The sequence below is a fragment of the Peribacillus sp. NPDC060253 genome (assembly GCF_042727425.1).
In the GTDB taxonomy this organism is placed as follows: Bacteria; Bacillota; Bacilli; order Bacillales; family DSM-1321; genus Peribacillus.
In genome coordinates this window covers 1-24,948 of the sequence record NZ_JBHXAS010000043.1, presented here as the reverse complement: position 1 = coordinate 24,948, position 24,948 = coordinate 1, and the positions used below count along the sequence as shown (strand labels likewise).

The following is a 24,948-nucleotide window of genomic DNA, read 5'->3' as shown; positions in this document are numbered from 1 at the left end:
GGAATATAAGCTTATCTTTCTTTAAAATGTTGTATGGAAAGTGAAAAAACATTCTTTTTTGTATGTAAATTTACCAGTTAATATTCTATCATTAAAATTAGCAAATAGAAAAAGAAAATTCAGAATTTACCAAAGGGAGGAACCTGCATTGACCTTTACGAAAATCCCGGTTCGAAAAAACATTGAAGACATCAGCCCATATGTTTCCGGTAAGCCAATTGAAGAAGTCCAACGCGAACTGGGACTTGAAACGATCGTTAAATTGGCCTCCAATGAGAATCCATTCGGTTACTCAGCTCTAGCAAAGGAAGCCATGCTTATCGAAATGGAGCAAACCTCCTTTTATCCTGAAGGAATGGCACCGTCATTAGCTGAAAAGCTGGCAAGGAAATTGAATATCAAACAAGATCATATCATCCTGGGAAATGGATCTGATGAAGTGATACGTTTGTTAACAAGAACCTACATCCAACAAAATGATGAAGTCATCATGGCTGATGTTACATTTCCACGCTATGAAACGAATGTATTGATTGATGGCGGCACACCTGTAAAGATCCCTCTTATAGATGGTGTACATGACCTGGAGGGTATGTATGATGCCATAACTGAAAAAACAAGAATGATATTTGTCTGTAATCCCAATAATCCGACAGGAACGATCGTTCAAAAAGAAAAGTTAAGATCTTTTATCGAGAAGGTGCCGAAACATATATTACTGATCGTTGATGAAGCATACTATGAGTATGTCGATGATGAAGAATATTTAGAAACTTTGCCACTTCTAAATACCCATTCTAATCTGGTCATCTTACGCACTTTTTCAAAGATTTATGGATTGGCTGCATTAAGGATTGGATACGGTTTAATGGATGCTTCCATCATACAAGAGCTAGTTAAAGTGAAGGAACCCTTTAATACCAGTCGTTTAGCACAGGCTGCTGCCTTCGCTTCCCTCGACGACCATCTATTTGTAGAACAATGTGCCCGTAAGAATGAGGAAGGAAGAAGATATTTAGAAAACGAACTAAGCGAGATGGGATTAACATGCTTCCCTTCACATGCCAACTTCTTGATGGTCAAACTGAACCATCCAGGTAAGGACATTTTCGAGAAGCTATTGATTTCTGGTGTCATCATCCGTTCTGGTCATTTGCTAGGCTATGATAATACGATCCGCGTGACGATCGGCACTCCTCTTGAAAATGAGAGATTCATAACAGCGTTACAACATGCAATCAATAAAACCTCCAGTACATGAACGATCGAAACGAAGTTGCAGTATGACGATGATTATTAATAGATAAAAGATACGACATGGACGCCTTTGCCCATGTCGTATCTTTTACGTGGATTTATTCAACAAGATTCTTTTTCTATGATCGTTGTTTCCTGTTCATCCACGCTTTTGAATTTAATGATCGAAATCGAGATCAATGTAGCCAACACAAGAAGGCAGGCAATGATGCTGATCCGATTCTGTTCACTAAATACGAACGTGACACAAATGATGATTAAGGTGATGACTGCAAAGAAGGTTACATATGGAAAGCCCCACAATTTAAAACTCGGAGCTTTAGGATATGAACGGCGAAGTTTTAACTGCGCTAAACAAATGCTGATCCATACAAGCGATACCACAAAACCTGGAAACGCCATTAATAAAGTAAATGCCTTGTCCTGTGCAACGTATGTAATCATGGAGCCGACGACCAATGCAATGGCACTTAGCATTAAACTATATAACGGAACGCCATTTTTTGACACATAAGCGAACGACTTGGGAGCTTCTCCTTCTGCCGCTAAAGAATGCAACATCCGAGTACACCCATATATTCCAGAGTTAGCGGCAGATAAGACGGCCGTAATTAAAATGAAGTTCATGATGTGTGCCGATCCCTGAAAGCCGGACATTGACAAAACTTGGACGAAGGGGCTTGCCTGGTCGGTGATCTCGTTCCAAGGAATCAAACCACAGATTACAAGTATCGGTAAGGTGAAAAATAATACGACTCTCCAAATATAGCTTTTAATGACCTTCGGTAAAATGCGTTCTGCATCCTTTGCTTCCGTTACCGTCAGACCTATTAACTCAGAACCTCCATATGAGAACATAACGATCAGTAATGCCGAAAAGATGGACATCCACCCATTAGGGAAAAACCCTCCGTGCCCTGTGAAGTTTTCCAGATAATTAGTTCCGCCGCTTGGGATGGCCCCAAATAAGATGCAGGCTCCCAAGATAATGAATAAGATGATCATTGTAATCTTAATGCCAGCAAACCAAAATTCGAATTCCCCATAATTTTTAACATTCATCATGTTAACCCCAATGATCAAGGCAGCGCACCCTAAACTTAATATCCATAGTGGAATCGCTGGGAACCAATACTGCAAGAAGCTTCCAGCCACCACTATCTCAATGACACATACGGACAGCCACATGAAACAATACATCCAGCCTATAATGAAGGAACTGCGCTTACCGAATGCTTTCTGAACGAAACCCTTCATATTCGTATTTGGATAGACGATCGCCATCTCTGCTATAGCTCCCATCACTACAAGAAGTAATAGTCCTGCAAACAAATAAGTGAAAATGACTCCTGGTCCTGCTAATGATATGGTTTCGGCACTTCCTTTAAAAATCCCAGTGCCTATTGCCCCGCCCATTGCCATCATGCTAATATGTCGCGGCAACAATCTTTTTTGCAGTGCCCCCCCATTTGATTCCATTACATCCGCCTCCTTCATTCCATAATTTTTAATTGAAAAATCCATCACTCCAAACCAATGGTTGAATGGCGACTTGATAGTTAGATTTTCATCAACCGTTAAGCTATAGAAGTTGAAGTTGCATGGCATTCTTCAACAAGATAAAATTAGAACAATATGCCATTAGTTTTACAAAAGGACATTGCAAGCTTGTACAGTTCCTGGGTGGAATAAACGGGGCCTTTCCTTACGGGGACCCATGACCATTATTTTCATCTCTATCTATTAAAATAGAACATTCCAATTGGGGACTACATTTGTAATCCCCATGAGTTTACTTCTTCCCCGTGATCTTACTTATTAACGATGTGGATCGCATGTCCCAAAACTGCCTCCGCCGCTTCCATCCACCCCTCCGTCAAAGTTGGATGAGGATGCATACTGAGGGCTATATCTTCAACCCGTGCTGACAGCTCAAGGGCGAGAATGCCTTCACCGATAAGGTTGGAAGCATCAGCACCTACCATATGCATGCCCAGCAATATGTGGCTTTTGGCATCTACGATCACTTCAGCAAATCCTTCTGTTTCATTCGTTGCAAGCGCCCTTCCGTTGGCACTGAACGGGAATTTTCCCGACTTGACGCCGTATCCCTGCTGCTCAGCTTCTTCACGGCTTAAACCAACTCCTGCTATTTGCGGTTCCGAGAAGATTACATAAGGTACAAAAGCTGAGTCCATGGCACTTGGCAGCCCCCCTATTACTTCCGCTGCAACAATTCCCTGCTTAGACGCTCGATGAGCAAGAGCGGGACCAGGCGTAATGTCGCCGATGGCGAAGATGTGCGGCACATTTGTACGGCATTCCATATCTACTACTATATGGCCTTTTTCGTCCACAGTAACGCCAGCCCTGCTCAGACCAATCTCTTCTGTGTTAGGAATCCTGCCGATTGTTACCATCGCCTTTTCGCTCACGACCACTTCCGCCCCATGTTTTTCGGAGGAAACATGCAGATGCACTTGACCATCCACTACACTCGCCTTTTCTACCTTAGCGGATGTTTTAATAATCATCCCAAGTTTCTTGGCATTACGGGATACTTCCTTGACAAGATTTTCGGCAACTTGTGGAAGAATGCGGTCGGCCATTTCAATGATGGTCACTTTAGCTCCTAACTTTGCAAATGCCATACCCAATTCGATACCGATATAACCTCCGCCAATGATCGACAAGCTGGATGGGACTTCCTGAAGCTGCAAAGATGTTGTTGAATCCAAAATATATTCTCCATCCACTTTAATGAATGATGGAACGAATGGTCTGGAACCCGTCGCAATAATTGCCTGTTCAAACTTGTAGGTTTCAAAATCCCCATCGGTTTCGACCCCGATACGGTCGTCAGATAAAAAGGTTGCTTGACCTTTAACAACTGTCACTCCATTTTCTTTACACAAATGGGCAATGCCTTGGTTCAACTGAGAAATGATGCCCTCTTTCCAATCCTGCCAAATTTTAAAGTCCATAGTGGTTCTTTCTTGAGATAGCCTGATTCCCATTTTTCCCAAATCATTAAGCCGATGGAATTGGTCAGCTGTATGTATTAAAGCCTTAGAAGGTATACAGCCCCTATTGAGGCAAACACCACCCAGCTTATCCTTTTCAACTAGAACGACTGATTTCCCTAACTGTCCGAGGCGGATAGCCGCAGCATATCCTCCCGGACCACCTCCAATGATGATAACATCCGTTTCTACAGCAACTTCCCCTACTACCATTTATCTCATCTCCACAACTAAACGAATTGGATTTTCCAGTAGTTCCTTGATCCGATTTGTAAAATGCACCGCTGTTACACCATCAATTAAACGATGATCGAAAGATAAAGACATATTCATCATTAAACGAATAACACCTTCCAAATCGCGAACGACCATGCGCGGTTCCATTTTATGCAACGCTAATATGGCCGCTTCGGGATAATTAATGATCGGGGTCGCATGCATCCCTCCAATCGGTCCAACATTGCTTATGGTAAATGTACTGCCTGTAATTTGATTTATGCTCAATTTCCCTTCACGGGCTTGGGTGGCCAACTGCCTGATTTCATCTGCTAGTTGGAAAATCGTTTTTTGATCTGCATGTTTTATGACAGGAACAATGAGCCCCTCGTTTGTATTCGTCGCAATTCCAATATGATAATAATTCTTCAAGATGATTTCATTTGTCTTTTCATCAATTGAAGCGTTTAATGTTTTAAACTCCTTTAAGGCGATGACAATGGCTTTAACAAAAAACGGTAAAAAGGTCAATTTAATATCCTTGTCATCGGAATATGCCTTTAATTGATCTTTCAATTCCTTCAATCGATCCATTTCCAATTCATCAACATGGGTTACATGAGGAATGGTCGAAACAGACTTTACCATATGTTCAGCTATTTTTTTACGAATTCCCTTAAGCAGAATGCGCTCTTCCCACTCATTTTCCGTTCCTTTTGCCTGATCGGCATTCTTCATAGGATCCTTCTCCTGAAGAATCCTGTCATCTTTGTGATGGGCATTTTCGCGTGTAATCGAATTATTTTCTTTAAACTTTTGCAAGTCGCTTTCAATTATTCGTCCTGCAGGCCCAGAACCTTTTACCTGCTGGATATCAACCTTCATTTCCCTCGCCATTTGACGAACGAATGGGGTAGCCAAAACGCGCCCTGCTTCAAAAACCGGTTTGCTTGTAATATGCTCTGCCATTCCTTTTACATTTCCAGATTGCCCGTCCGGGATATCCTCTTCCATACTGTCATTTTCCGGTACATACATTTCATTCTCTTCTTGAATGGTGAAAATAGTGGTCCCCACTTCCACAATATCCCCTTCGGAAAAAAGTATTTTCTTGACCACTCCCGTTGTTGGGGCAGTCAATTCCGCATTGACTTTATCCGTTTGCACTTCAACGATGGGTTGGTCCTGCGCTACTGCATCCCCTTCTTTGATGAGCCATTGGATGATTTCTCCTTCATGCATTCCTTCCCCTACATCAGGAAGTTTAAATTCGATCATGCGTCTTCCTCCTTCTCCCTTAATATCATCATTTAGAATGTAATCGTGTCCGTTATCCCTTGTTTTACACGTTCAACAGTCGGTAGATAATGATCTTCTATAGAAAACGGCGGTACCGGAACATCAAATCCAGTGACACGCTTAATCGGCGCTTTCAGGTAAATAAGAGCTTCATCATTAATGATGGAGATAATCTCCGCACCTAATCCAGCAGTTTTATGGGCTTCATGGACGATTAATGCACGCCCGGTCTTTTTAATGGATTGTACGATCGTATCCCGATCTAGAGGGTATAAAGTTCGAAGATCGACCACTTCACACTTCCAGCCTTTTTCGTTTTCGATCTTTTTCGCGGCGTTCAACGCCTCCCTTAACATAGCCCCCCAGGCAAAAATGGTCAGGTCGCTTCCCTCCTGGACCACTTTTGCCTGACCAATCGGTATTCGGTACATTTCTTCGGGAACTTCTTCCTTAAAAGCCCGATACAATTTAGTAGGTTCCAAAAAGACTACCGGATCAGGATCTTCAATCGCAGAAATGAGGAGCCCTTTTGCGTCATATGGATTACTAGGCGCAACCACCTTTAATCCTGGAGTATGGGCAAAAAAGGTTTCAACACTTTCGGAGTGTAGCTCAGGACCTCTGATCCCGGCACCATATGGCGTACGGATTACGAGGGGCACCCCAAATTGCCCACGCGTTCGGTATCTCATACGGGCAGCATGGGATACGAGCTGCTCGAATCCTGGGTAAATAAAGGCGAGAAATTGAATTTCCACTATCGGTAACATTCCATTAAGGGCTAAACCAATGGCAGATCCGATGATTCCAGACTCAGCCAATGGTGTATCCACAACTCGATCTTTCCCATGCTTTTCATAAAGTCCTTCCGTCGCTCGGAAAACTCCGCCATTCACTCCAATATCCTCGCCCATGATCATCACGCGATCATCCTGACCAAGCTTCTGGTCCATCGCTTCCGTAATAGCCTGGAGCATCGTTAAACTTTTGCCCATTATTTATTCACACCTTTCTTTAAGATTTGTTCCAACTCCTGCTGTTGTTCCTTTAGATGCCACGACTCATTTGCATATACATGGTTAAACATTTCGAGCGGGTTGGATTTCGGATAAGCTTCCGCTTTTTGGAGGTGAGCATCAATCTGTTCGTTGAACTGTTTTAACACCATTTCTTCCTGCTCATCATTCCAGTAACCCTCTTTTATCAAAAACTTTTTAAGTCGGGTAATCGGATCGCGGTTTTCCCTCCAGAATGTTGATATTTCGTCCTGCTCACGATATATGGCCGGATTGTCAGCAGTAGTGTGGGCACCATATCGAAAGGTAATGGCTTCAATTAAAGTAGGTCCTTCACCTTTTAGCGCTCTTTCGACAGCTTCCTTTACAGTCAGCCAAACTGCGAAGATATCATTTCCATCCACTCGAACCCCAGGGATGTCATAAGCAGCCGCCCGCTGGGATATCGTTTTGGATGCTGATTGTTTATTAAAAGGCACACTGATCGCGTAGCCATTATTTTGACAGAAAAAGATAGTTGGGGTTTTATAAACGCCTGCAAAATTCAGAGCCTCATGAAAGTCCCCTTCTGAAGTGGCACCATCGCCAAAATAAGCAATGCTTACATTCTTTTCCCCTTTTAACTTACTTGCCCAAGCCGTTCCTACCGCATGAACCATTTGTGTGGCAATGGGAACACTAGGTGGCATTATTCTTTTTCCTTCAGGACATATTGAACCCTCAAAATGCGCCATCCAGTATAGGAAAACACGATACAGCTCCTGCCCATGAATGATTGCCGCTCCATGATCACGGTATGTGGGAAACATCCAATCTCCTGCCGACAAAGCTAAAGCGCTACCTACTTGTGATGCTTCCTGTCCTTCGAAAGGTGCATAAGTTCCCATTCTCCCCTGACGCTGAAGATTAATTGATTTACGGTCAAATGTTCTGAGCAAAAGCATGCTCTCATACATTTTTAACATCAGTGATTTATCGATTTTCGGATCAATCGTTTCAACGATTTCTCCTTCAGGAGTCAATACTTGAAACATTTCCGGTTCAACTCCACTTGAATGCGCTTTCATTATTGGGTTTCCCGTCTTTTCCATTTCATTTCTCCCCTTAAGATAGATTTGTTTCGCAAACTTACCGAGGATTTTAACAGTCATGAAATAACAGCCCAAAAATTTTTCGTTGGTCTATTATGTCTGTGAATGAATGCTGTTTCATAAACTACATTTCCTTATATAAAAGGATAATACATCCAAGATTTTAATAATATGTTAATTAGAATGAATTTTTTGCATATTTCCTTTATTTTGAATATGTTTCCTTATACTTCGCCTTCATTTTGAAAACAGGCCCCATCAATAGGAAAATTTTAAATAAAATCATATAATTGACTAAAAAATATTGGATATAGTTTGATTGCTGCTAATCACATTTACCCTGGGGGTGCCCCAATGAATGAAATAAGTATCTCCCTTTCATCATCCGAAACCTGGATCGAACCAAAAAATAACCGGTTCCCTTGATAGGGACACAACAATCAAAATGCATATGAATCACAAAATCAGATAGGTCATTTTTTATTGATTTAGAGCCAATTTCACAATAAAAGCATCAAAAATAGGATTAATTTTCGGATAAAAATATACTCTTACAATAGATATTGTACACAGGTATTCTGTGCGTGTTTGTTTATGATTTTATAGATATGCTGTTCTTACTTAAGCATATCTGAAATATATGCTAAAAAATGCAGCCAAAGGAAATTGGGGATCTATTGTAATTAGGATATTTTCTAAAATATGGAAATATTATGATAAAATATAAGGATAGTTGGATTAAAAGGGGAATTCAAAATGAAACGGTTTTTTATGCTTATGGGCTTACTTTTATTTTTTGCTCTTTTAACGGCTTGCTCGACTAAACCATCTTTAGAACTAGTAAGTTCAAGAGTTGATATTGTCAATGATAAGAGCAAGGTTGGTGCAATTGGTATAACGGAAGGTGATAAAAAGGGGCAGGAGCTTGTACCGACGACGTTATATTATGAATTTGAAATTAAAAATAACGGCAATAAAAAAAGGGGGGGAATGGGTGATAAGGGATTACAAGTAAAAATGGAACCAAATGATAAATTAGTGGCTATCTCCAAAGAAACAGTGGGTTTTAATATTTTTAAACCCTCTTCATATGTTGGAACGGGTGTAGGCTATGGAAATTCTTTTTATGGGGAAATCCAGCCCAATAAAAATGGGAAATACATTTTCACTTTCGATTTGGGTGTAAGTGAAGAAAACCCTCAAGTTCCTCTAAGAGTTCCATCAAACGAGAAGTTAAAAAAACTTAAGGATAATGCTTTAGATGCTTCGCTAATAGTAATTATAGATGGTAAAGAAATAACTCGATTTAACTTAAAAAAGAAATAGTTAAAACTTTGCTATTTAAATTGATTAAAAACAAATAAAAACAGTAAAGCATCGGTGATGGAACCGATGCTTTTTAGGTGTTAAATTATTGTGACTTTGATTGATTTATTCCCCAGAAGGGAATTCGATATTATAATAATGAGTCTTTTTTTATTTCTTATTGAGAATTACGGGACTCTGAAACGGCACCGACCATATTCCGCATCATGGTCTTATCTTACTAAAAGAACTTCATTACCTTTTTTCCACTTACAATATGAGAAAAATCTATTTTTCAAATGTTCCTTTCACAACCGCTTCACCACCTTTGACCATGATTTGGCCCATCGCGATTACGCAATCTATTTCTAACGTTGGCTGCTTCATTATGATGATATCGGCGTCCCTTCCTACCTCTAGCCGTCCCTTTTTTTCAAGTTTTAAAATACTCGCAGGATTTTCCGTCACAACTCGTATGGCATCGGCAATTGTCACTCCATCCTCGAGAATCGCATCTACAACAGAATCATATAAAGACATGCATGTACCAATGTTCAAACCGCGCAGGTTCCCGTTGCCATCGAAATCAGGCAAGCTGGCTTGTCCATCTGAAGTTAAAGTGATCTGCCTGATATCAACACCTTCTTCAAGTGCCCTTTTGATTGCTGTACTTGCTTTCACTTCCCCTTCTTCAAGAAATTTTCTGATCGTGCTCGTCGTAAAATCAATATACCCCCCTTTTTTTGCAAATACTAGCCCTGCACTGAATAAATGAGGATTTCGATTTATATGTGTGGGGTAAAACTGTGTAATCGGTATTTCCGTTGTTTCGACTACATCTTCAATTACCTGCAAATGATTTTGACTGTCACCCACATGAATGTTCACGACACCGCTTTTTCCTGATAACAGCCCTCCATTACGTGCCTGTGAGGCTAGCTTAGCAAGTTCAGCCGCTGTCGGCTGCGATGAACGATGATCGGCAATGGCAATTTCGCCCACACCGATAATTTTATCCACAAGAATCAAATCATCTTCAATCTTTCCTGTTAACGTCTTGACTGGAACTTGATATGAACCAGTCTGAACGAAGCAGCTAATCCCTTCTTCTTCAAGCGATCTTGCTTTAGCTAACAGTGCTAGCATCGTCCTTGTCGTTCCATCTGTCCCGATGACCCCGACTAATGTCGTTATACCTGCTAGAGTGGCATCTGTTAATTGGATTTCAGGTGTCCTCGTTTTAAAGCCACCTTCCCCACCTCCGCCTATAATATGTACGTGAGCATCTATAAAGCCCGGAACTACGATTTGCCCCCTCGCATCAATCACTTCCAATTCAACGAAGTTGGCAGGTACATCAATCGTGTCCTTAATGAACCCAATTTGCTTTCCAACCAAGAGGATATCTTTTTGACCCATATATTCCGGACCATAAATCTCCCCATTTTTTATAAGTGTAAGCATTGTTCCTTCTCCCTTCATGAATTGAAATGTTCAAATAGGTTTCAAAGTCTTTTACATGGGTAAATATACAACATGACTCGCTAACAATTACATAAATAAAACAAAACATACTTGTTCGATTTACAAGTTGTAGCCGAACTGACATCTTGATTATGCTTTTCGAAAGTATAAAAACTAAAGGAGCTAACGACATGAATAAAGTAATTTCTTCTGATATTAAAACAAATAAAACGTTATCCATGCGTCAAATCATGAACTTATATCAAGTTACAAAAGAATTTAAAGGAAATATATATTTTATCTGCAACCATAAATTGGTGGATGCCAAGAAACTTTCGACATTTGTATCTTTTGTACTCATTCTTCAAGAGTGTGCAACCATGAAAGTCATCCTTGAAGGCGAGAATGTACATGCCATGCTCGAAAAAGTACAGGATATTTGTAAAGAAAATGATGAAGGTGCATTTGGTTATCAAACAAATCAAACCGTTAACATTTAAATGATGACAACTACGAATAAACAAAGAGGGTGTATACAATGAGAACCATTTTAATGGTGATTGGCGCAATCGTCGTTATCGGCATAATCGTAAATTTTATTTTTTAATGAATGTGGAAAGACTGTCAAAGGCTTGACAGTCTTTTTTTGTGCTGAATTGGATGGGGAAGTGCATCTGATCCATTCTCCATTTTAAATTAAACTACCACGGTAACTCCCAGTCCTTCCATTTATGCAACCCTTTTCGAATTTCATTTCCTTTATCAATCCAATATTGCTTACTTTGCGCGCCTTCTTCTTTTGCCTGTTGTTTTGCTATAAGTGCCTCTTGTTCAGCTATAAGCTGTCCGATGTCTTGTGTATTAAACGATTGAGAAGCTTGATTCTGTAAAGCTCTCGCCATTATTTTTTGAAAGATGAGTGCACTTCCCTGACTACTATGTGTCGTTAAATAATGTTTTGCATCCGTCTTATCATACCCAGCCCAAACAGCACCGACCAATGAAGGTGTATAACCGACGAACCATTGATCTTTAACCCCTGATATTCCTTCTATGGGAACTTGTGTGGACCCTGTTTTACCTGCTACTTCGTATCCGGAAACAGCCGCATTTTCCCCTGTGCCATATTCCACAGTTCCAAGCAGCATGGCATTCATTTTGTCGACAACGCCTTTAGAGGTTACCTTGGTGCGTTTCTCTTTAAAGAAGGCTACCTCTTTTCCATCGTTATTTTCTATTTTTACAATGGCATGCGTCTGCATCCGTTCGCCACTGTTGGCAAATGCTGAAAAGGCTCCTGCCATTTGCAGCGGTGACACCCCTTTCCTCATCCCGCCTAAAGCAACCGACAGGTTTCGGTCATTCTTGTCATAAGGGATCCCAAACCGCTTTAGTGAATCAAGCCCCTTATCGATGCCAATTTCATTCAACAGCCAAACAGTTGGCACATTCAGGGAATTCATCACCGCTTCGTACATAGGAACTTCCCCTTTATACACTCCGCTCAGGTTTGTTGGCTCATATTCCCCAAAGCTCATTTTTTCATCCTTTAATGGGGCTGTGATATCGTACCCCTCCTCAACCGCCGGTGTGTAAACGACAAGCGGTTTAATGGATGAACCTGGAGATCTTGTCAGTTGGGTTGCCCGATTATATCCCATGAATTGATGCTCCCCTCTCCCGCCGACGAGCGCTTTTATTCCGCCTGTTTTCGGATCAAGAAGGACTGACCCACTTTGAACGATTTCTTCTGTACTCGTTCCAACTGGAAAATTGGCAGGATTCGCATACACGGATTCTGTAGCTTGCTGCATAGGTTGGTCCAGTGTCGTATATATTTTATATCCCTTTGTAAGAAGATCCTCAAGCTTTATTCCATATTTGCTGGATGCTTCCGATAAAACATGATCGACAAAATAAGGGTACTTTCCTTTTAATGGATCAGTTTCCTTCTCTCCCATAAGGAGCGTCACCGTATCTTTTTTGGCGGCAGCTTCTTCGTCTTTCGTCAAATAACCATGTTCAGCCATTCTTGAGAGCACTAAATCACGTCGCTTCAATGCCCCATCCAAATTCTTGTAAGGATCAAGTTTGGATGGCAGGTTAATGACACCCGCCAGTAAGGCTCCCTCGGAAATTGTCAATTCGGATACCTCTTTGGAAAAATAAATATTTGCTGCCTTTTTGATGCCCCATGCTCCATGGCCGAAATAAACTTGATTCAAATACATTTCGAGAATTTCATCTTTTGTATATTCATTTTCAACTTCTTGGGCTAGAAAAAACTCTTCTATCTTCCTTTTCATTGTTCGATTAGATTCCAGCATCGTAATTTTCACAAGCTGCTGGGTAAGCGTGCTCCCTCCCTCAACAACACTTCCGGCCTTCGCATTTTTAACCAAAGCTCGCAAGATCCCTTGGTAATCTATGCCATGATGTTCATAAAAACGGTGATCCTCAATTGAAACCACCGCTTGTTTCATATGTTCCGGTATTTCATCTATCGTAACACCTTCGGATTTATTTGCTGTTACTGTGCTGGCAAGATTCCCATCAAGATCATAGATTCCCGTCGGTTGCTGAAGATGATTTTGAAGCTGGCTTATGTCGGCACCCTGCCTGAAATAAAATAGTAAACCGGCGCCTAAAACCACCACCGCCAATATTATAATTAGACTTAATTTCATTAACCCTCTCATTTGTACCCCCATTTTCCCATCTGCGACATATTTCATTAAAAATATTTTACCCTTTTTATTAAAGAAAACTCCTCGAATGTATAAAAGACAATAGCTAAATTCGCCTTTTCCAGATAAACAGGCGTTAAGCCATTTAAAAGTGGGTATAACACATTTAAAGACATTATAAAATGGGGAGAGATGATATTGATGAAGGACTTAAAACATATTGTCGTCGCTTTTGATGGAAACGAAGAGAGTAAGCGTGCCGTTGAATACGGAGCAACATTGAAAAAGGCCTTTCCTGGTGCTGAGCTGACCGTAGTTCATGTCCTGAATAATAAGGTGGAACAGCATATCATTGGAAACGCATCGGCTCCGGGATTCGTACCTTCCGCAGGATTTTATGTAGCCCCCGTCCAAACACACCCTGTCGTAGAAGTTGAACAACCAGAACATCAAAAAGTAAATGATCACCTTTCCGCCGTCGAGAATAGTGTTCAAAATGCAGAAAGCAATACGTTGAGACTGCTAAGTGAATGTCAAGTAAAGGGGAAATTCGAAATATTGGAAGGTCATGCGCCTGATAGCATATGTGACTATGCTCAAAGAAACGCGGCTGACATCATCGTTGTTGGTAATAGCGCTAAAAGCGGGTTGGAAAAATTCTTTCTTGGCAGTACAAGTAGTTCCATTGCCAAAAACGCCCACTGCTCAGTATTCATTGCAAAATGAAAATGGAGCCAGTTCAACCTTTATGTTCTATATGATCATCCTTCGAAAAAGACTGGATTCCTTTATGAATTCGGTCTTTCTTACGCTTTTTTTACTTCCATTGAAACAGCGGTATATATCAACACCGCGAATAATTAAACTGATCGGCATTAAAGTCCCATTAACAATGAACGAATAAAGCGCTACTGACTGCCTGTTGGAGCAGAAGAACCAATGACACGATTCCAGATATGTTGACATGACAAAGAAACCTCAGAAAACGCCCCACAAACATGTTGCCAATTTGCCAATTCCATGCAGCTTTGTTTTGAAACGCTTTTCCTCTTTAAGAGTCATTGCCAAACATATTCATGAATACTCGGATAGCCCCACCACCGAAAAGGCAAGATAATAATCAATGAACCTTTACCTTCATCGATGCTGTACCGCTATAAAAAGGCCAAGGAATAATCCAAAATGTGTCCATTAGTTCCCCTTCCGCAATTAGCGCAAAACAAAATGCGGCACCCGATATTGTGTCCAGTAATGCTCGCATCCAAACCACATCCCATCCCTGTGCTCGTACTAACGGGGTCTAAGCTCACTTTTTGGCTCTTCTTGTGGAAGTATTAAAAATCGATCCTCGGTTAGAATATATTACTAGTTTCTATAAATGAACCTTATTGCCAAATTTTCTCTTTTAATCAACTTCTCTATAGGCCTTCAATACACCCATCATAATCAAGTTAGATGGCTAAATACGATAATTTTTCTTTAGACTCACTAAGGTTTGTTTTGGTATCTTATTGAGCTTTTTTACACTTGGGAGGGAATAGACATGGATAAACATTCGATTTCAGCTGAAAAAGGCGCCTACATAAGCATTGCCGCTTACATATTCTTGTCTGCCCTTAAATTGTCTATTGGTTATTTTGGCGATTCTAAAGGACTTTGGGCGGATGGCTTAAATAATACGACCGACATTATCGCTTCAGTAGCCGTATTGATTGGCTTGAAAATCTCAAAGAGACCGCCTGATGATAATCATTCATATGGGCATTTGCGAGCGGAAACCGTAGCCTCGCTGGTAGCTGCCTTCATCATGATAACCGTGGGCCTGCAGGTAATATTCAGTGCTATCGAATCCTTCTTCACGCAAGATTCAACAACCGTTCCCAATATGCTGACCGCTTATGTCGCTCTTTTCTCTGCAATCTTCATGTACGGAATCTATCGTTTTAACATCGCATTAAGTAAAAAGATCAACAGCGCTTCCATCAACGCCGTTGCACAGGATAATCGTTCCGATGCACTTGTCAGTGTTGGTGCATTTATGGGAATTATCGGTACTAAGCTGGGAATCCCTTGGTTAGATGCTATAGCTGCTGCAGTTGTTGGGATCATCATCTGCAAAACTGCATGGGACATTTTTCATGACGCCTCCATCTCTTTAACCGATGGTTTTGACGAACAGCTTCTGCAAAAGATCGGACAAACCATTATCTTGACAGAAGGTGTTAAAGACATGAGTGAAATTAAAGCACGAATGCATGGGAGTGAAATCCTGCTTGAAACCACCGTTCATGTTAACCCGCTTTTGACCGTCATCCAAGGTCACGATATAACGATTAAAATCGAGGAGAATCTTTTGAAGGAATATAATATCGAGCATGTAATCGTTCACATTGAACCATATGCATTTCATACAAAAGGTAACCGTCATTAACTTTACGGATACCTTTTTATTATGTTTAATCTTGTAATAAGTGTAATAAAACTGTGTCAAAAAAAGGGATTTATCGATTGATTGCCGAATATTTATCCAATTGACACATGTGTAAAGAACACTAATCTGTTATCATAAAAGCATCATGTAATTATTTTGATATTTTGTAATTTTATTCAAATGAATATATTTCTGGATCATAAGTAAATTCATTTTCCTACAGTATGGAGGGCAAAATGGTATCTAATCGAGAAATGACCATTCACTTTTTATCTTCTCAAAAAAGCAGTATCATTTCCAAATGGAACGATGAGCTGCTGCATTTACCGGATGAATATATGGGGTACTTCAAAGGAGAAGTAGAAAATATTTTTAATCTGCTAATGGATCAGCTTGGAAAATCGGATACTGGCATAGAAGATGTACTGAGGGTCGTAGGGGAAAAAATTGCGTCTGATCGAGTTCATAAGCAGTTGAATATGGAAAATTTCTTTTCCACTGCAACCATCGGCAGATCCATCATCATTGATCACGTTTTGAATTCCGAGGCATCTAAAGACGAAGTATTTAATCTTATTAAGCAAATAAACGTTTACTTCGATAAACTCATTCATTTTGCATCATCCCATTATACGGAATTGAAAACGAAGGAACTTGAAGAACGCTATCAATTCATAAGCCCAAACCATAAAGACCGTTTGACGCTCCTAGGCCAAATGACCTCAAGTTTTGTCCATGAATTCCGTAATCCACTTACATCCATCATGGGATTCATTCAATTGTTACAGGCCGAGCAACCCGAGATAAAATATCTTGATATCATTTCAAAGGAATTGGATCAGCTCAATTACCGGATTACACAATTCCTTAATATTTCCAAAAAGGAAACATCAGAATCACCACCGGATCTGTTTTCCATTTCCAAACTCGTGAACGAGGTGATCGAGTTTTTATATCCTAGCATTTTGGAAGTAAATGCTTCCATTACATGTAATATTGCCGATGATGCGGTAATTTCCGGTTCTGAAGAAGAATTCCGCCAAGTTTTACTGAATATCATTTTAAATGCTCTTGATGTAGTTGGGGGGATGCCATCCCCGTCCATCTATATATCTGGCTCTGAATCACCGCCCGGCATCCTTACCTTAAATATTTCCAACAATGGTCCGAAGATACCCGACGAGGTCCTTCCGAATATATTTGACCCTTTCATCACCACAAAAAAAAGTGGAACGGGATTGGGACTATTCGTCTGTAAAGAAATCGTTTTAAAACATCAAGGAACATTATCATGTCACTCAACGGATTTCCTAACGACATTTTCGATTCAATTGAAAACTAAATAATGGATAAATATCCTTATTTACTTGGATATTCAGTGTGAAATTTTTGACTGATTGACGTCTATTTACTTATACTAATAGTTAGGTTCCACTACTAATCGAGGTGAATGACCCTATAGATTGAAAATAAAAACCATCATGATATTTCCTGCAAAATAATTTTTTCATCTAACATTTAATACGATAACATCATTTCATTCATTATTGGTTTTGGGAGGTGACTGGGAAAATTAAGTCGTTCGGTACAATAGGCGATTCAATTAAGTCCCACACTAATTGGACATATTAAGTTTTCTATTTATCATTATTTTAATCGCTTTAACTGCCTTTTTTGTAGCTTCTGAATTTTCGATCATAAGGGTTCGCAGCTCGAGGATCGATCAATTGATTGAAGAGGGAAACAAAAAAGCCATTGCGGCCAAGAAGGTTACATCCAATCTTGATGAATACCTATCCGCCACACAGCTTGGAATTACCGTAACTGCCCTTGGATTGGGGTGGCTAGGACAACCGACCGTCCTCAAATTGGTGGGACCTTTATTCAATGCCCTGCATTTCCCACAGGAATTCACAAGCATTCTTACATTTGTCATTTCATTTTCCCTGATAACATTCCTGAATGTGGTTGTAGGTGAATTGGCTCCAAAGACCGTTGCCATCCAAAAAGCAGAGCAAGTGGCCTTGGCTATAGCCAACCCGTTGATTTTTTTCCATAAGATTGCCTTTCCCTTCATCTGGATATTGAATCACTCTTCTCGTTTCGTTGTCGGATTATTTGGCTTCAAGCCTGCATCTGAAAGCGAAATTGCCCATACGGAAGAAGAATTGCGCTTTATCCTCTCAGATAGCTATAAAAGCGGGGAGATTAACCAATCGGAATTTAAATATGTAAGCAACATCTTTGAATTCGATGACCGTGTTGCCAAAGAAATCATGGTTCCAAGGACAGAAATCATGACCATATCTAAAGATGAAACGGTACAGGAATTCGTCGACATGGCAAAACTGGAGAAATACACTCGATATCCTGTTGTCGAAGGTGATAAAGATCATGTCATCGGCTTAGTGAACTTAAAGGAAATTTTCTCGGATCTTATTAAGAATCGGGAAATCCATTTTAAAGCGATTGAAAACTACACTCGCCCGATCATTCGGGTAATGGAGAATATACCCATACATGATTTGCTGTTGAAAATGCAAAAGGAACGCATTCATATGGCTATTTTGATGGATGAATACGGCGGAACTTCAGGCCTTGTCACCGTTGAGGATATCCTGGAGGAGATCGTTGGGGAAATTCGTGATGAATTCGATGTCGATGAAGTCGCATCCATCAGGAAAGTTAAGGATGGACACTATATTTTTGACTCTAAACTTCTTGTAAAGGAAGTCAATGATTTACTTGGCATTCACTTAGAAGAAGATGATGTCGATACTATAGGTGGATGGGTCCTTACGGAAAATTATGATGTAAGTGTTGGGGACATCATGGAAAAAGACGGCTTCTGCTTTAAAGTGATTGAAATGGAAGATCACGCCATTCGTTCTATCGAGGTAACAAAAAAGGTCATTCAGCTTCCTCTGGAAGAGGACCTTTCCCAAGGATAATAATGAAAAACAGCCTCGTAAAAGGTCCTTTTACGAGGCTGTTTTTTGTCTTCTCATTAATCTGGAAACCGTCCCATTTTTTTGACCGTTACGATTGGAGGTGGACTCTTTTTTTTCCATATGATATAAAGCATGATTAGGACAAACGAAAAACCTGCCACCGGAATTAGATATGGCGCAGTAATTTCTTTGATTTGCTGCCAATTCTCTCCGAGGATCCGTCCTAAGGTTAGAAACGCAATGGTCCAAGGTATCACAGCGGCAACCGTATAAATGATAAACTTCCATACGGACATCCTTGCTATACCTGCTGGGATGGAAATGGCATGGCGAACAACGGGGATGAATCGAGCCGTAAAAATCACTCCTACCCCATAACGTTGAAACCATTCTTCAGCCATTACGATATGATTTTCTTTAATGAACACATATTTTCCATACTTCAAAAGGAAGGGCCGTCCGCCATAATAACCAGCCCAATAGAGAAATAATTGTGCGATCGTTCCTCCTGCTACGCCTGCAAGGACAGCTCCCCAAAAATTCATCTTCCCAAGGCCAACCAAATAACCACCGTATCCGAGAACAAGCTCACTAGGGATGACTTCAACCATCAGCCCCAATAAAATCCCCATATACCCCATTCCTGCAAACCAATTCAATATTGTCATTATAAGCTGTGATATCATGCAATCGGACTCCCCTTACCGCTAATTTCAAAATGTTTGTCCTTTTATCCTATTTCAGCTCATAACGTTCTATTCGATTTTTCAAATCCTTCTTCACTTCATATCCTGTTACGAATGCACAGAAAAAAAGACCAGCTGGTATGTACTCCGGTCTCATTCTTGTCAGTATTCTTTTAGCTCCCTTTTTTGGGAGAATTGAGAAAAAGCAGCTATGGTGAGTAAGGATGAATCATTTTGGGAGACATTAGTGAAAATCTCCTGGCGTGATTTCGTTTTTTCAATATGAATCCCGAGATTCTTATACTTGTTGATTATTTGGTTATTCATGCTTACCCTCCCTTTCTGCTGCTGCGTTATCGTTATTCTTTTACTTCCCAGTTTACGTAAAGATAAAACCTACTTACACAATTCCGCTATAAAAAACATGTTGCACAGGTTCACTTGTCAATTTACTTGTATGGTTTCCAGTTGATGTTCATGCACTTCGTCTTTTTCTACATGTACCTGCACCTTATAGGTTCCCGATTCATCAAGCGATACCTTATTTTGGTATGTGCCATTTCCATCTTCTTTTGCTTTGGTGAAATGACTTTCTTCGCTGCCTTCCTTCCACACTTCGAAATTCACATCTGCATTTGTCAGAGGCTTCCCATCCAATTCTACGGTTGCTTCAAAGCTCGAACTGTTTCCTGCCTTAACAGGGTTACTTTGAAATTCAATTGATAAATCCGTACTCGGATGAGCCGAGGCACCTTCACTTTCATGATCTGGGATGACAACTTCTTTTTCCGGCATAACATGAAGGCCTTTGGCCGTTACATGGGCAACCACAATATACTTCCCTTGTTCATCAAAAGTATGCATCACTTGATACATGCCGCTTCCAGTATTTTTTGCTTCTAGCATTTCCCGTTTGTCCTGTCCGGACTTTCTCACTTCCAACAGTACCTCATCAGCTTCGTTCACTAATTGGCTTCCTTGTTTCACTGTCGTTTCAAGAATGACTTCTTTTCCAGGATTTAATTTTCCCTTAATGACAATCGATGCTTCCAAGGATTCTGGAACGGCACTGTTCACTTCTTTATCCTCTGGCATTTCAGACTCTTGACAGCCAGCCAGCATGAATAACAACGCAGAACACAAATAGAATTTTTTCATAAAAACTTCCCTTTACTATTTATTAGACTAAAAATCCGTCCTTTTCATATTGCCCATCCTTCCCTTTTTTCAAATTTTTATACATGCTATTACATCAAGCAGTTCGCATCACGGTGACTGAAGTCAGCATGGCTACTGCGATGATCGTTAAAAATGAATATAAAAAGACCGAAGTCCCCACCACACTCAGTCCGGCAAGCAGAACGCATCCATCAATGAAAAAAATCAGCAAACCCACATTGAGCCCACTCTTCCTGGAAAGGATCTGCGCGAGCATATCCGTTCCGCCAGTAGAGGTTCCATACCTAAGCATCAAGCCTATTCCAAGTCCAATCAATCCTCCCCCCATTATCGCACTAACAAAAATGGGAAGATCCCACCCTGTGACAGCGTCGGAAAATATATCAATGCATAAGGAGGAAAAAAGCAAGCCATGCAAGCTGTTCAGAAATAGTTTTTTTTCAAAGTACCAAGCATATATATATAATGGAATGCTGCTTAAGATCACACCAAGCCCTGTTGGAAGTCCTATATAGTAATGAAAAATCAGCCCAATCCCTATCATGCCCCCATCCAATAAATGATAAGGTATCAGGAAAAAATTAATTCCCACACCAACAAGCATGCTGCCGGCAATGATCGCCGCCATCCTTTCCAGAATTTTTATGGCTGTCACCCCCTTTTAACCTTCATAAAAAACCTGTCCGGATTTTATAGAATATGTTTATATAGTCCAAAAAATAATGAAAACAATCAATTTTTTATGTAGCAAGCTAATAGTTTTCTGAATATTCATTCACATGATACAATAAAGTAGAGAAAACAGTCAAAAACCGCTAATTATTAGATCAAATTGATCCTTTACAAGCTATTTACCTGATTTAAGGAGCTGTAAGCTGTTTGACTGAATCATTAACTCTTTCTATAATGAAAGTATTTAAATTTATTAAATTGAGGTGATTTGATGGGACATTAAAGAATGTTCGTTTTGACGGACGGACGCTGCTTTGCGTAACGGACATGTGCATACTTTTGAAAAATGGGTGTACTCCTTCATACAGAAATTCTTCTTTTTCCCGTCTGCGCATCGCTAATCGGCATATACTATTATTCTCTTCAGCTATTAACAAATTGGGAGTTCAAACATCTTTGTAAACAGCTTATTTGAATGAATCCCGAAAAGATTTTGCAAGCAAAAAAAAATATACTTGTATATTTTAAAAATGTAGGAGGTGGACTCCTTATTCGTCTCAGAGGCGAGTTAAGGGAGACTATTTGGACATAATAAACTTGGTTCTTATTGCCATTTTAATTGCTTTAACAGCATTTTTTGTAGCTACGGAGTTTGCGATTGTTAAAGTGAGAAGCACGAGGGTCGATCAATTAATTGAAGAAGGAAAGCCGAATGCTCTTTCAGCAAGGAAGGTCATATCCAACCTGGATGAATACCTCTCAACTTGTCAGCTCGGAATTACCATTACTGCTTTAGGTCTTGGATTCCTCGGGGAACCGACAGTTGAAAACATTTTGCGACCACTTTTAAATCAATTAAATCTTCCGGAGTCGGCTTCACATGTACTCTCAGTTGCAATTGCCTTTTCTTTCATTACGTTCATACATGTCGTTGTTGGAGAATTGGCACCGAAAACATTGGCGATTCAAAAAGCGGAGCAAGTAACATTATTGGTTTCGAAACCTTTAATTGCCTTTAACAAAGTCATGTATCCTTTCATCTGGGTACTTAATGGCTCTGCAAGGTCGCTTACAAAAATGCTAGGATTAAAAGCAGTTTCCGAACATGATCTGGCTCATACAGAAGAAGAGCTTCGCATCATTGTTTCAGAAAGCTACAAAAGTGGCGAAATTAACCAATCAGAGTTTAAATATGTGAATAAAATTTTTGAATTCGACGATCGGATTGCAAAAGAAATCATGGTTCCGCGTACTGAAATTGCAACCATATCCAAAGATGATACGATTCAACAATTTTTCACCGTTATGGCGGAGGAGAACTTTACCCGCTATCCTGTCATCGATGGTGATAAAGACCATGTTATCGGTATGGTCAATATCAAAGAGCTATTCACTGAAATGATAGACAAGAACAATCAGACGGCGTCAACGATCAGCAGATATGTCCGTCCCATCATACGTGTCATTGATAGTATCCCGATTCATGATTTACTTTTAAAAATGCAGAAAGAACGCATACACATGGCTATCCTCATGGATGAATACGGCGGTACATCAGGTTTGGTGACCGTTGAAGATATCCTTGAAGAAATCGTTGGCGATATCCGCGATGAGTTCGACCTGGATGAAGTGCCGGATGTCCGCAAATTAAAAGAAGATCACTATATCATCGATGCTAAGGTATTAGTCAGTGAAGTGAATGATTTACTTGGATTGGATATAAACGATGAAGATATCGATACGATGGGCGGTTGGATCCTTACAGAGAATTACGAGGCCAAACAAGGTGATGTCCTGACTTATGGTCCCTATAACTTTAGGATAAAAGAAATGGAAGATCACCATATTTGTTATATTGAAATATATAAACCAGCAAAAGTCGTAAGCGAAGTAAAAGAATTTCCAATGATCTCACAGACCGAAATCGTTTCATGATTAAAAAACCCCCGCCCCTTACATTAGGAGCGGGGGTTTTTTCCCCGTTGGTACATGAAATAAAAAAACTACATATCATATAAAATTACACCGATTTAGATTGATTGATAACATGTAGTATAGTTCAACCTTTATTGTTTCATACTGTTAGAAAAGCGATTCTTTATGAAGGAGTGTGGAATCATGAAACTTATAACCATCTGCCAGCACTGCAAAGGGAAAGGGAAAACTCGTTATCTGCAATTCTTTTCCCGGAACTGCCATCATTGTAACGGCCAAGGTAAAGCAGTAAGAGATATGTCCAATCTAAGAAACCAAGCAAAAAACCTCTAATAATCTTTCATATTTTGAAGTTTGATTTGATGACACCTGCCTTCTTTAACGTTTCATAAACGATCAGTATCGAAGGTCCAAGGAAAAGTCCAAGGAAACCAACCATTTTAAATCCTAAATACAGACTGACCAACGATGCCAATGGAGACAATCCCATATTTGCTGAATAGATTTTTGGTTCGATGGTCCTTCTTATAATGGTAATGACCAGGAACAGGATAATCAGACCAATGCCAAGATGATGGTTTCCTTGAGCCCAAACAATAACCGCCCAAGGAACAAGTACAGATCCCGTCCCCAAAATTGGAAGAATGTCCACAACAACTATTAACAGTGCCAATGGGATTGTATATTTTACCTCCAACAACCTTAGTCCGCCATAAGCCATGATGAACGTAATTAAACTTAACAAGATTTGCGCCTTAAAGAAGCCCACTGCTGCCATACTTAAATCTTGATAAACTAGCGATATCTTTTGATAGGTGGATGTCTTTAAATACTGGACTGCCTTTTTTCTTAACTTAGGCAATTCCAGACTAATTAGGAATAAAGCGATTAAATAAATTAAAAAATCAATGAAAAATCCTGGGATAAGTGTAACGAGCTGGACCATATCCTGAACAAAGCCCTCTGTGAAACCTTCTAAAGCCTTGACTCCCTTTTCCATCGTTTGTTCTATGGACTGTATGAGATTGGGCGGCAACGTTTGGGAATATTGTTCCCATTGCCTTATGACCGGCAATATCGCCGTCAGATACATTTCACGAATGACGCCAGGAAATTCCTCCGAATAGACAATGACTTTCTTGATTAAAACCGATAGGGAAAAATAAGTGATGCTCATAACCCCGCCTACATATAAAACAAATGAAATCAAAACTGCCCATAGACGATGCAGCTTTGCCGTTTCACTAATTATGCGGACTAATCCATCCAAAAGAATGGCAGTGAGTAACGCTAAAATCAACGCCCATGAATAGGGAATGACGATAAATAGGACTAAAAGGAAAATACCCCTCCAAAACCAGCGGAAAAAGACAGCACCATTCACTGAACAAACCCTCCTTGCACTTCTTGTTCTCCTTATATTTATGAAACGGTGCCGCATATATTTCGCTTATACGTTTTATTTTCTCAATTAAGGGAAAAAGAGATAAAAAGAGATGGAGGGATTGACATTGGATAATAAAGATAAAGAAAAGTATCTTGAAGAGCGTAATGATAAATCCAAGGCATTCAAAGAAAATCAAGAAAAACAGCTGGAACGTGATCAAGTAGTCATGCCAATTGAAGATTTACCAATTGACGAAATTAAATATGAGCGAGAAGAAGAACGAAATAAAAAGGAAACGAAACAACGCTCCACCAGCGAGAGGTTCTAAAACAAAAAACCAGCCTTAGGA

At 40.1% G+C, this 24,948-nt stretch carries 22 protein-coding genes; 9 read left to right on the top strand and 13 right to left on the bottom strand.

What is annotated here, in order from left to right:
• The first annotated feature begins 148 nt into the window (after positions 1–148).
• Complete coding sequence (hisC, locus tag ACFWE9_RS13200) at positions 149–1,261, top strand: histidinol-phosphate transaminase (protein WP_377357113.1); 1,113 nt, start codon at positions 149–151, stop codon at positions 1,259–1,261.
• Between the two features lie 98 nt (positions 1,262–1,359).
• Here the strand turns inward: hisC and ACFWE9_RS13195 are convergent, their stop codons facing one another.
• From ACFWE9_RS13195 to pdhA, 5 genes are all read right to left on the bottom strand, one after another.
• The gene (locus ACFWE9_RS13195; RefSeq protein WP_230158356.1) at positions 1,360–2,736 is read right to left on the bottom strand and encodes an amino acid permease; all 1,377 of its coding nucleotides are present in this window, start codon (positions 2,734–2,736) and stop codon (positions 1,360–1,362) included.
• Positions 2,737–3,068: 332 nt separating this feature from the next.
• Positions 3,069–4,493 carry a dihydrolipoyl dehydrogenase gene (gene lpdA / locus ACFWE9_RS13190; RefSeq protein ID WP_230158354.1) on the bottom strand — a complete coding sequence of 475 codons (1,425 nt, stop codon included), beginning with the start codon at positions 4,491–4,493 and terminating at the stop codon, positions 3,069–3,071.
• Complete coding sequence (locus ACFWE9_RS13185) at positions 4,494–5,774, bottom strand: dihydrolipoamide acetyltransferase family protein (RefSeq protein ID WP_230158346.1); 1,281 nt, start codon at positions 5,772–5,774, stop codon at positions 4,494–4,496. It abuts the gene before it with no gap.
• Between the two features lie 32 nt (positions 5,775–5,806).
• Entirely contained in the window at positions 5,807–6,790 is a 984-nt protein-coding gene (locus tag ACFWE9_RS13180; RefSeq protein ID WP_230158344.1) for an alpha-ketoacid dehydrogenase subunit beta, read from the bottom strand.
• Positions 6,790–7,902, bottom strand: coding sequence for a pyruvate dehydrogenase (acetyl-transferring) E1 component subunit alpha (gene pdhA / locus ACFWE9_RS13175; RefSeq protein ID WP_230158342.1), 1,113 nt, complete (start codon positions 7,900–7,902; stop codon positions 6,790–6,792). The genes ACFWE9_RS13180 and pdhA overlap by 1 nt, the downstream gene beginning before the upstream one ends.
• A 756-nt stretch (positions 7,903–8,658) precedes the next feature.
• Between pdhA and ACFWE9_RS13170 the strand changes: the two genes are divergently transcribed.
• On the top strand, positions 8,659–9,228 hold the full coding sequence (locus ACFWE9_RS13170) for a hypothetical protein (RefSeq protein ID WP_230158341.1): 570 nt from the start codon (positions 8,659–8,661) through the stop codon (positions 9,226–9,228).
• Between the two features lie 267 nt (positions 9,229–9,495).
• On the opposite strand, the gene iadA is transcribed toward ACFWE9_RS13170, so the two are convergent.
• On the bottom strand, positions 9,496–10,671 hold the full coding sequence (gene iadA, locus ACFWE9_RS13165; protein ID WP_377357110.1) for a beta-aspartyl-peptidase: 1,176 nt from the start codon (positions 10,669–10,671) through the stop codon (positions 9,496–9,498).
• A gap of 191 nt (positions 10,672–10,862) precedes the next feature.
• Between iadA and ACFWE9_RS13160 the strand changes: the two genes are divergently transcribed.
• Positions 10,863–11,171, top strand: a complete 309-nt coding sequence (locus ACFWE9_RS13160; RefSeq protein ID WP_230158337.1) for a hypothetical protein — start codon at positions 10,863–10,865, stop codon at positions 11,169–11,171.
• Positions 11,172–11,372: 201 nt separating this feature from the next.
• On the opposite strand, the gene ACFWE9_RS13155 is transcribed toward ACFWE9_RS13160, so the two are convergent.
• Positions 11,373–13,406: a transglycosylase domain-containing protein gene (locus ACFWE9_RS13155; RefSeq protein WP_377357108.1), complete on the bottom strand. Its 2,034-nt coding sequence runs from the start codon at positions 13,404–13,406 to the stop codon at positions 11,373–11,375.
• Positions 13,407–13,559: 153 nt separating this feature from the next.
• On the opposite strand from ACFWE9_RS13155, the gene ACFWE9_RS13150 reads away from it, so the two are divergent.
• On the top strand, positions 13,560–14,084 hold the full coding sequence (locus ACFWE9_RS13150) for a universal stress protein (RefSeq protein ID WP_230158737.1): 525 nt from the start codon (positions 13,560–13,562) through the stop codon (positions 14,082–14,084).
• Between the two features lie 394 nt (positions 14,085–14,478).
• Here ACFWE9_RS13150 and ACFWE9_RS13145 read toward each other — a convergent pair whose 3' ends face one another.
• The gene (locus ACFWE9_RS13145; RefSeq protein ID WP_230158333.1) at positions 14,479–14,619 is read right to left on the bottom strand and encodes a hypothetical protein; all 141 of its coding nucleotides are present in this window, start codon (positions 14,617–14,619) and stop codon (positions 14,479–14,481) included.
• A gap of 282 nt (positions 14,620–14,901) precedes the next feature.
• Here ACFWE9_RS13145 and ACFWE9_RS13140 point away from each other — a divergent pair, with 282 nt between their 5' ends.
• From ACFWE9_RS13140 to ACFWE9_RS13130, 3 genes are all read left to right on the top strand, one after another.
• Positions 14,902–15,789: a cation diffusion facilitator family transporter gene (locus tag ACFWE9_RS13140; protein WP_230158331.1), complete on the top strand. Its 888-nt coding sequence runs from the start codon at positions 14,902–14,904 to the stop codon at positions 15,787–15,789.
• A 236-nt stretch (positions 15,790–16,025) separates the two neighbouring features.
• A complete protein-coding gene (locus ACFWE9_RS13135; protein ID WP_230158329.1) occupies positions 16,026–17,135 on the top strand; it encodes a histidine kinase N-terminal domain-containing protein in 1,110 nt (369 codons plus the stop codon).
• Positions 17,136–17,408: 273 nt separating this feature from the next.
• Positions 17,409–18,740 (top strand): hemolysin family protein, encoded by a 1,332-nt coding sequence (locus tag ACFWE9_RS13130; protein WP_230158327.1) that lies wholly within the window; start codon positions 17,409–17,411, stop codon positions 18,738–18,740.
• A 56-nt stretch (positions 18,741–18,796) separates the two neighbouring features.
• On the opposite strand, the gene uptA is transcribed toward ACFWE9_RS13130, so the two are convergent.
• The 4 genes from uptA to ACFWE9_RS13110 all read right to left on the bottom strand — a co-directional run bounded on the left by uptA (position 18,797) and on the right by ACFWE9_RS13110 (position 21,260).
• The gene (gene uptA / locus ACFWE9_RS13125) at positions 18,797–19,423 is read right to left on the bottom strand and encodes an undecaprenyl phosphate transporter UptA (protein WP_230158736.1); all 627 of its coding nucleotides are present in this window, start codon (positions 19,421–19,423) and stop codon (positions 18,797–18,799) included.
• Between the two features lie 165 nt (positions 19,424–19,588).
• A complete protein-coding gene (locus ACFWE9_RS13120; RefSeq protein ID WP_230158325.1) occupies positions 19,589–19,753 on the bottom strand; it encodes an Lmo0850 family protein in 165 nt (54 codons plus the stop codon).
• A 117-nt stretch (positions 19,754–19,870) separates the two neighbouring features.
• Positions 19,871–20,584: a FixH family protein gene (locus ACFWE9_RS13115; RefSeq protein ID WP_230158324.1), complete on the bottom strand. Its 714-nt coding sequence runs from the start codon at positions 20,582–20,584 to the stop codon at positions 19,871–19,873.
• A 94-nt stretch (positions 20,585–20,678) separates the two neighbouring features.
• The gene (locus tag ACFWE9_RS13110; RefSeq protein ID WP_356714349.1) at positions 20,679–21,260 is read right to left on the bottom strand and encodes a YitT family protein; all 582 of its coding nucleotides are present in this window, start codon (positions 21,258–21,260) and stop codon (positions 20,679–20,681) included.
• A gap of 599 nt (positions 21,261–21,859) precedes the next feature.
• On the opposite strand from ACFWE9_RS13110, the gene ACFWE9_RS13105 reads away from it, so the two are divergent.
• A complete protein-coding gene (locus tag ACFWE9_RS13105) occupies positions 21,860–23,212 on the top strand; it encodes a hemolysin family protein (protein ID WP_230158321.1) in 1,353 nt (450 codons plus the stop codon).
• 340 nt (positions 23,213–23,552) lie between these two features.
• Here the strand turns inward: ACFWE9_RS13105 and ytvI are convergent, their stop codons facing one another.
• A complete protein-coding gene (gene ytvI, locus ACFWE9_RS13100) occupies positions 23,553–24,596 on the bottom strand; it encodes a sporulation integral membrane protein YtvI (protein WP_230158313.1) in 1,044 nt (347 codons plus the stop codon).
• Positions 24,597–24,723: 127 nt separating this feature from the next.
• Between ytvI and ACFWE9_RS13095 the strand changes: the two genes are divergently transcribed.
• A complete protein-coding gene (locus ACFWE9_RS13095) occupies positions 24,724–24,927 on the top strand; it encodes a hypothetical protein (RefSeq protein WP_230158311.1) in 204 nt (67 codons plus the stop codon).
• The last annotated feature ends 21 nt before the right edge of the window (positions 24,928–24,948 follow it).

Excerpts from the sequence above, each read along its gene's own strand:
- ACFWE9_RS13140 (WP_230158331.1), top strand. The coding sequence starts at position 14,902 with ATGGATAAACATTCGATTTCAGCTGAAAAAGGCGCCTACATAAGCATT.
- ACFWE9_RS13120 (WP_230158325.1), bottom strand. The coding sequence starts at position 19,753 with ATGAATAACCAAATAATCAACAAGTATAAGAATCTCGGGATTCATATT.
- ACFWE9_RS13160 (WP_230158337.1), top strand. The coding sequence starts at position 10,863 with ATGAATAAAGTAATTTCTTCTGATATTAAAACAAATAAAACGTTATCC.
- ACFWE9_RS13155 (WP_377357108.1), bottom strand. The coding sequence starts at position 13,406 with ATGAAATATGTCGCAGATGGGAAAATGGGGGTACAAATGAGAGGGTTA.
- ACFWE9_RS13170 (WP_230158341.1), top strand. The coding sequence starts at position 8,659 with ATGAAACGGTTTTTTATGCTTATGGGCTTACTTTTATTTTTTGCTCTT.
- pdhA (WP_230158342.1), bottom strand. The coding sequence starts at position 7,902 with ATGGAAAAGACGGGAAACCCAATAATGAAAGCGCATTCAAGTGGAGTT.
- lpdA (WP_230158354.1), bottom strand. The coding sequence starts at position 4,493 with ATGGTAGTAGGGGAAGTTGCTGTAGAAACGGATGTTATCATCATTGGA.
- ACFWE9_RS13135 (WP_230158329.1), top strand. The coding sequence starts at position 16,026 with ATGGTATCTAATCGAGAAATGACCATTCACTTTTTATCTTCTCAAAAA.
- ACFWE9_RS13180 (WP_230158344.1), bottom strand. The coding sequence starts at position 6,790 with ATGGGCAAAAGTTTAACGATGCTCCAGGCTATTACGGAAGCGATGGAC.
- ACFWE9_RS13145 (WP_230158333.1), bottom strand. The coding sequence starts at position 14,619 with ATGCGAGCATTACTGGACACAATATCGGGTGCCGCATTTTGTTTTGCG.
- ACFWE9_RS13185 (WP_230158346.1), bottom strand. The coding sequence starts at position 5,774 with ATGATCGAATTTAAACTTCCTGATGTAGGGGAAGGAATGCATGAAGGA.
- ACFWE9_RS13195 (WP_230158356.1), bottom strand. The coding sequence starts at position 2,736 with ATGGAATCAAATGGGGGGGCACTGCAAAAAAGATTGTTGCCGCGACAT.
- ACFWE9_RS13150 (WP_230158737.1), top strand. The coding sequence starts at position 13,560 with ATGAAGGACTTAAAACATATTGTCGTCGCTTTTGATGGAAACGAAGAG.
- ACFWE9_RS13115 (WP_230158324.1), bottom strand. The coding sequence starts at position 20,584 with ATGAAAAAATTCTATTTGTGTTCTGCGTTGTTATTCATGCTGGCTGGC.
- iadA (WP_377357110.1), bottom strand. The coding sequence starts at position 10,671 with ATGCTTACACTTATAAAAAATGGGGAGATTTATGGTCCGGAATATATG.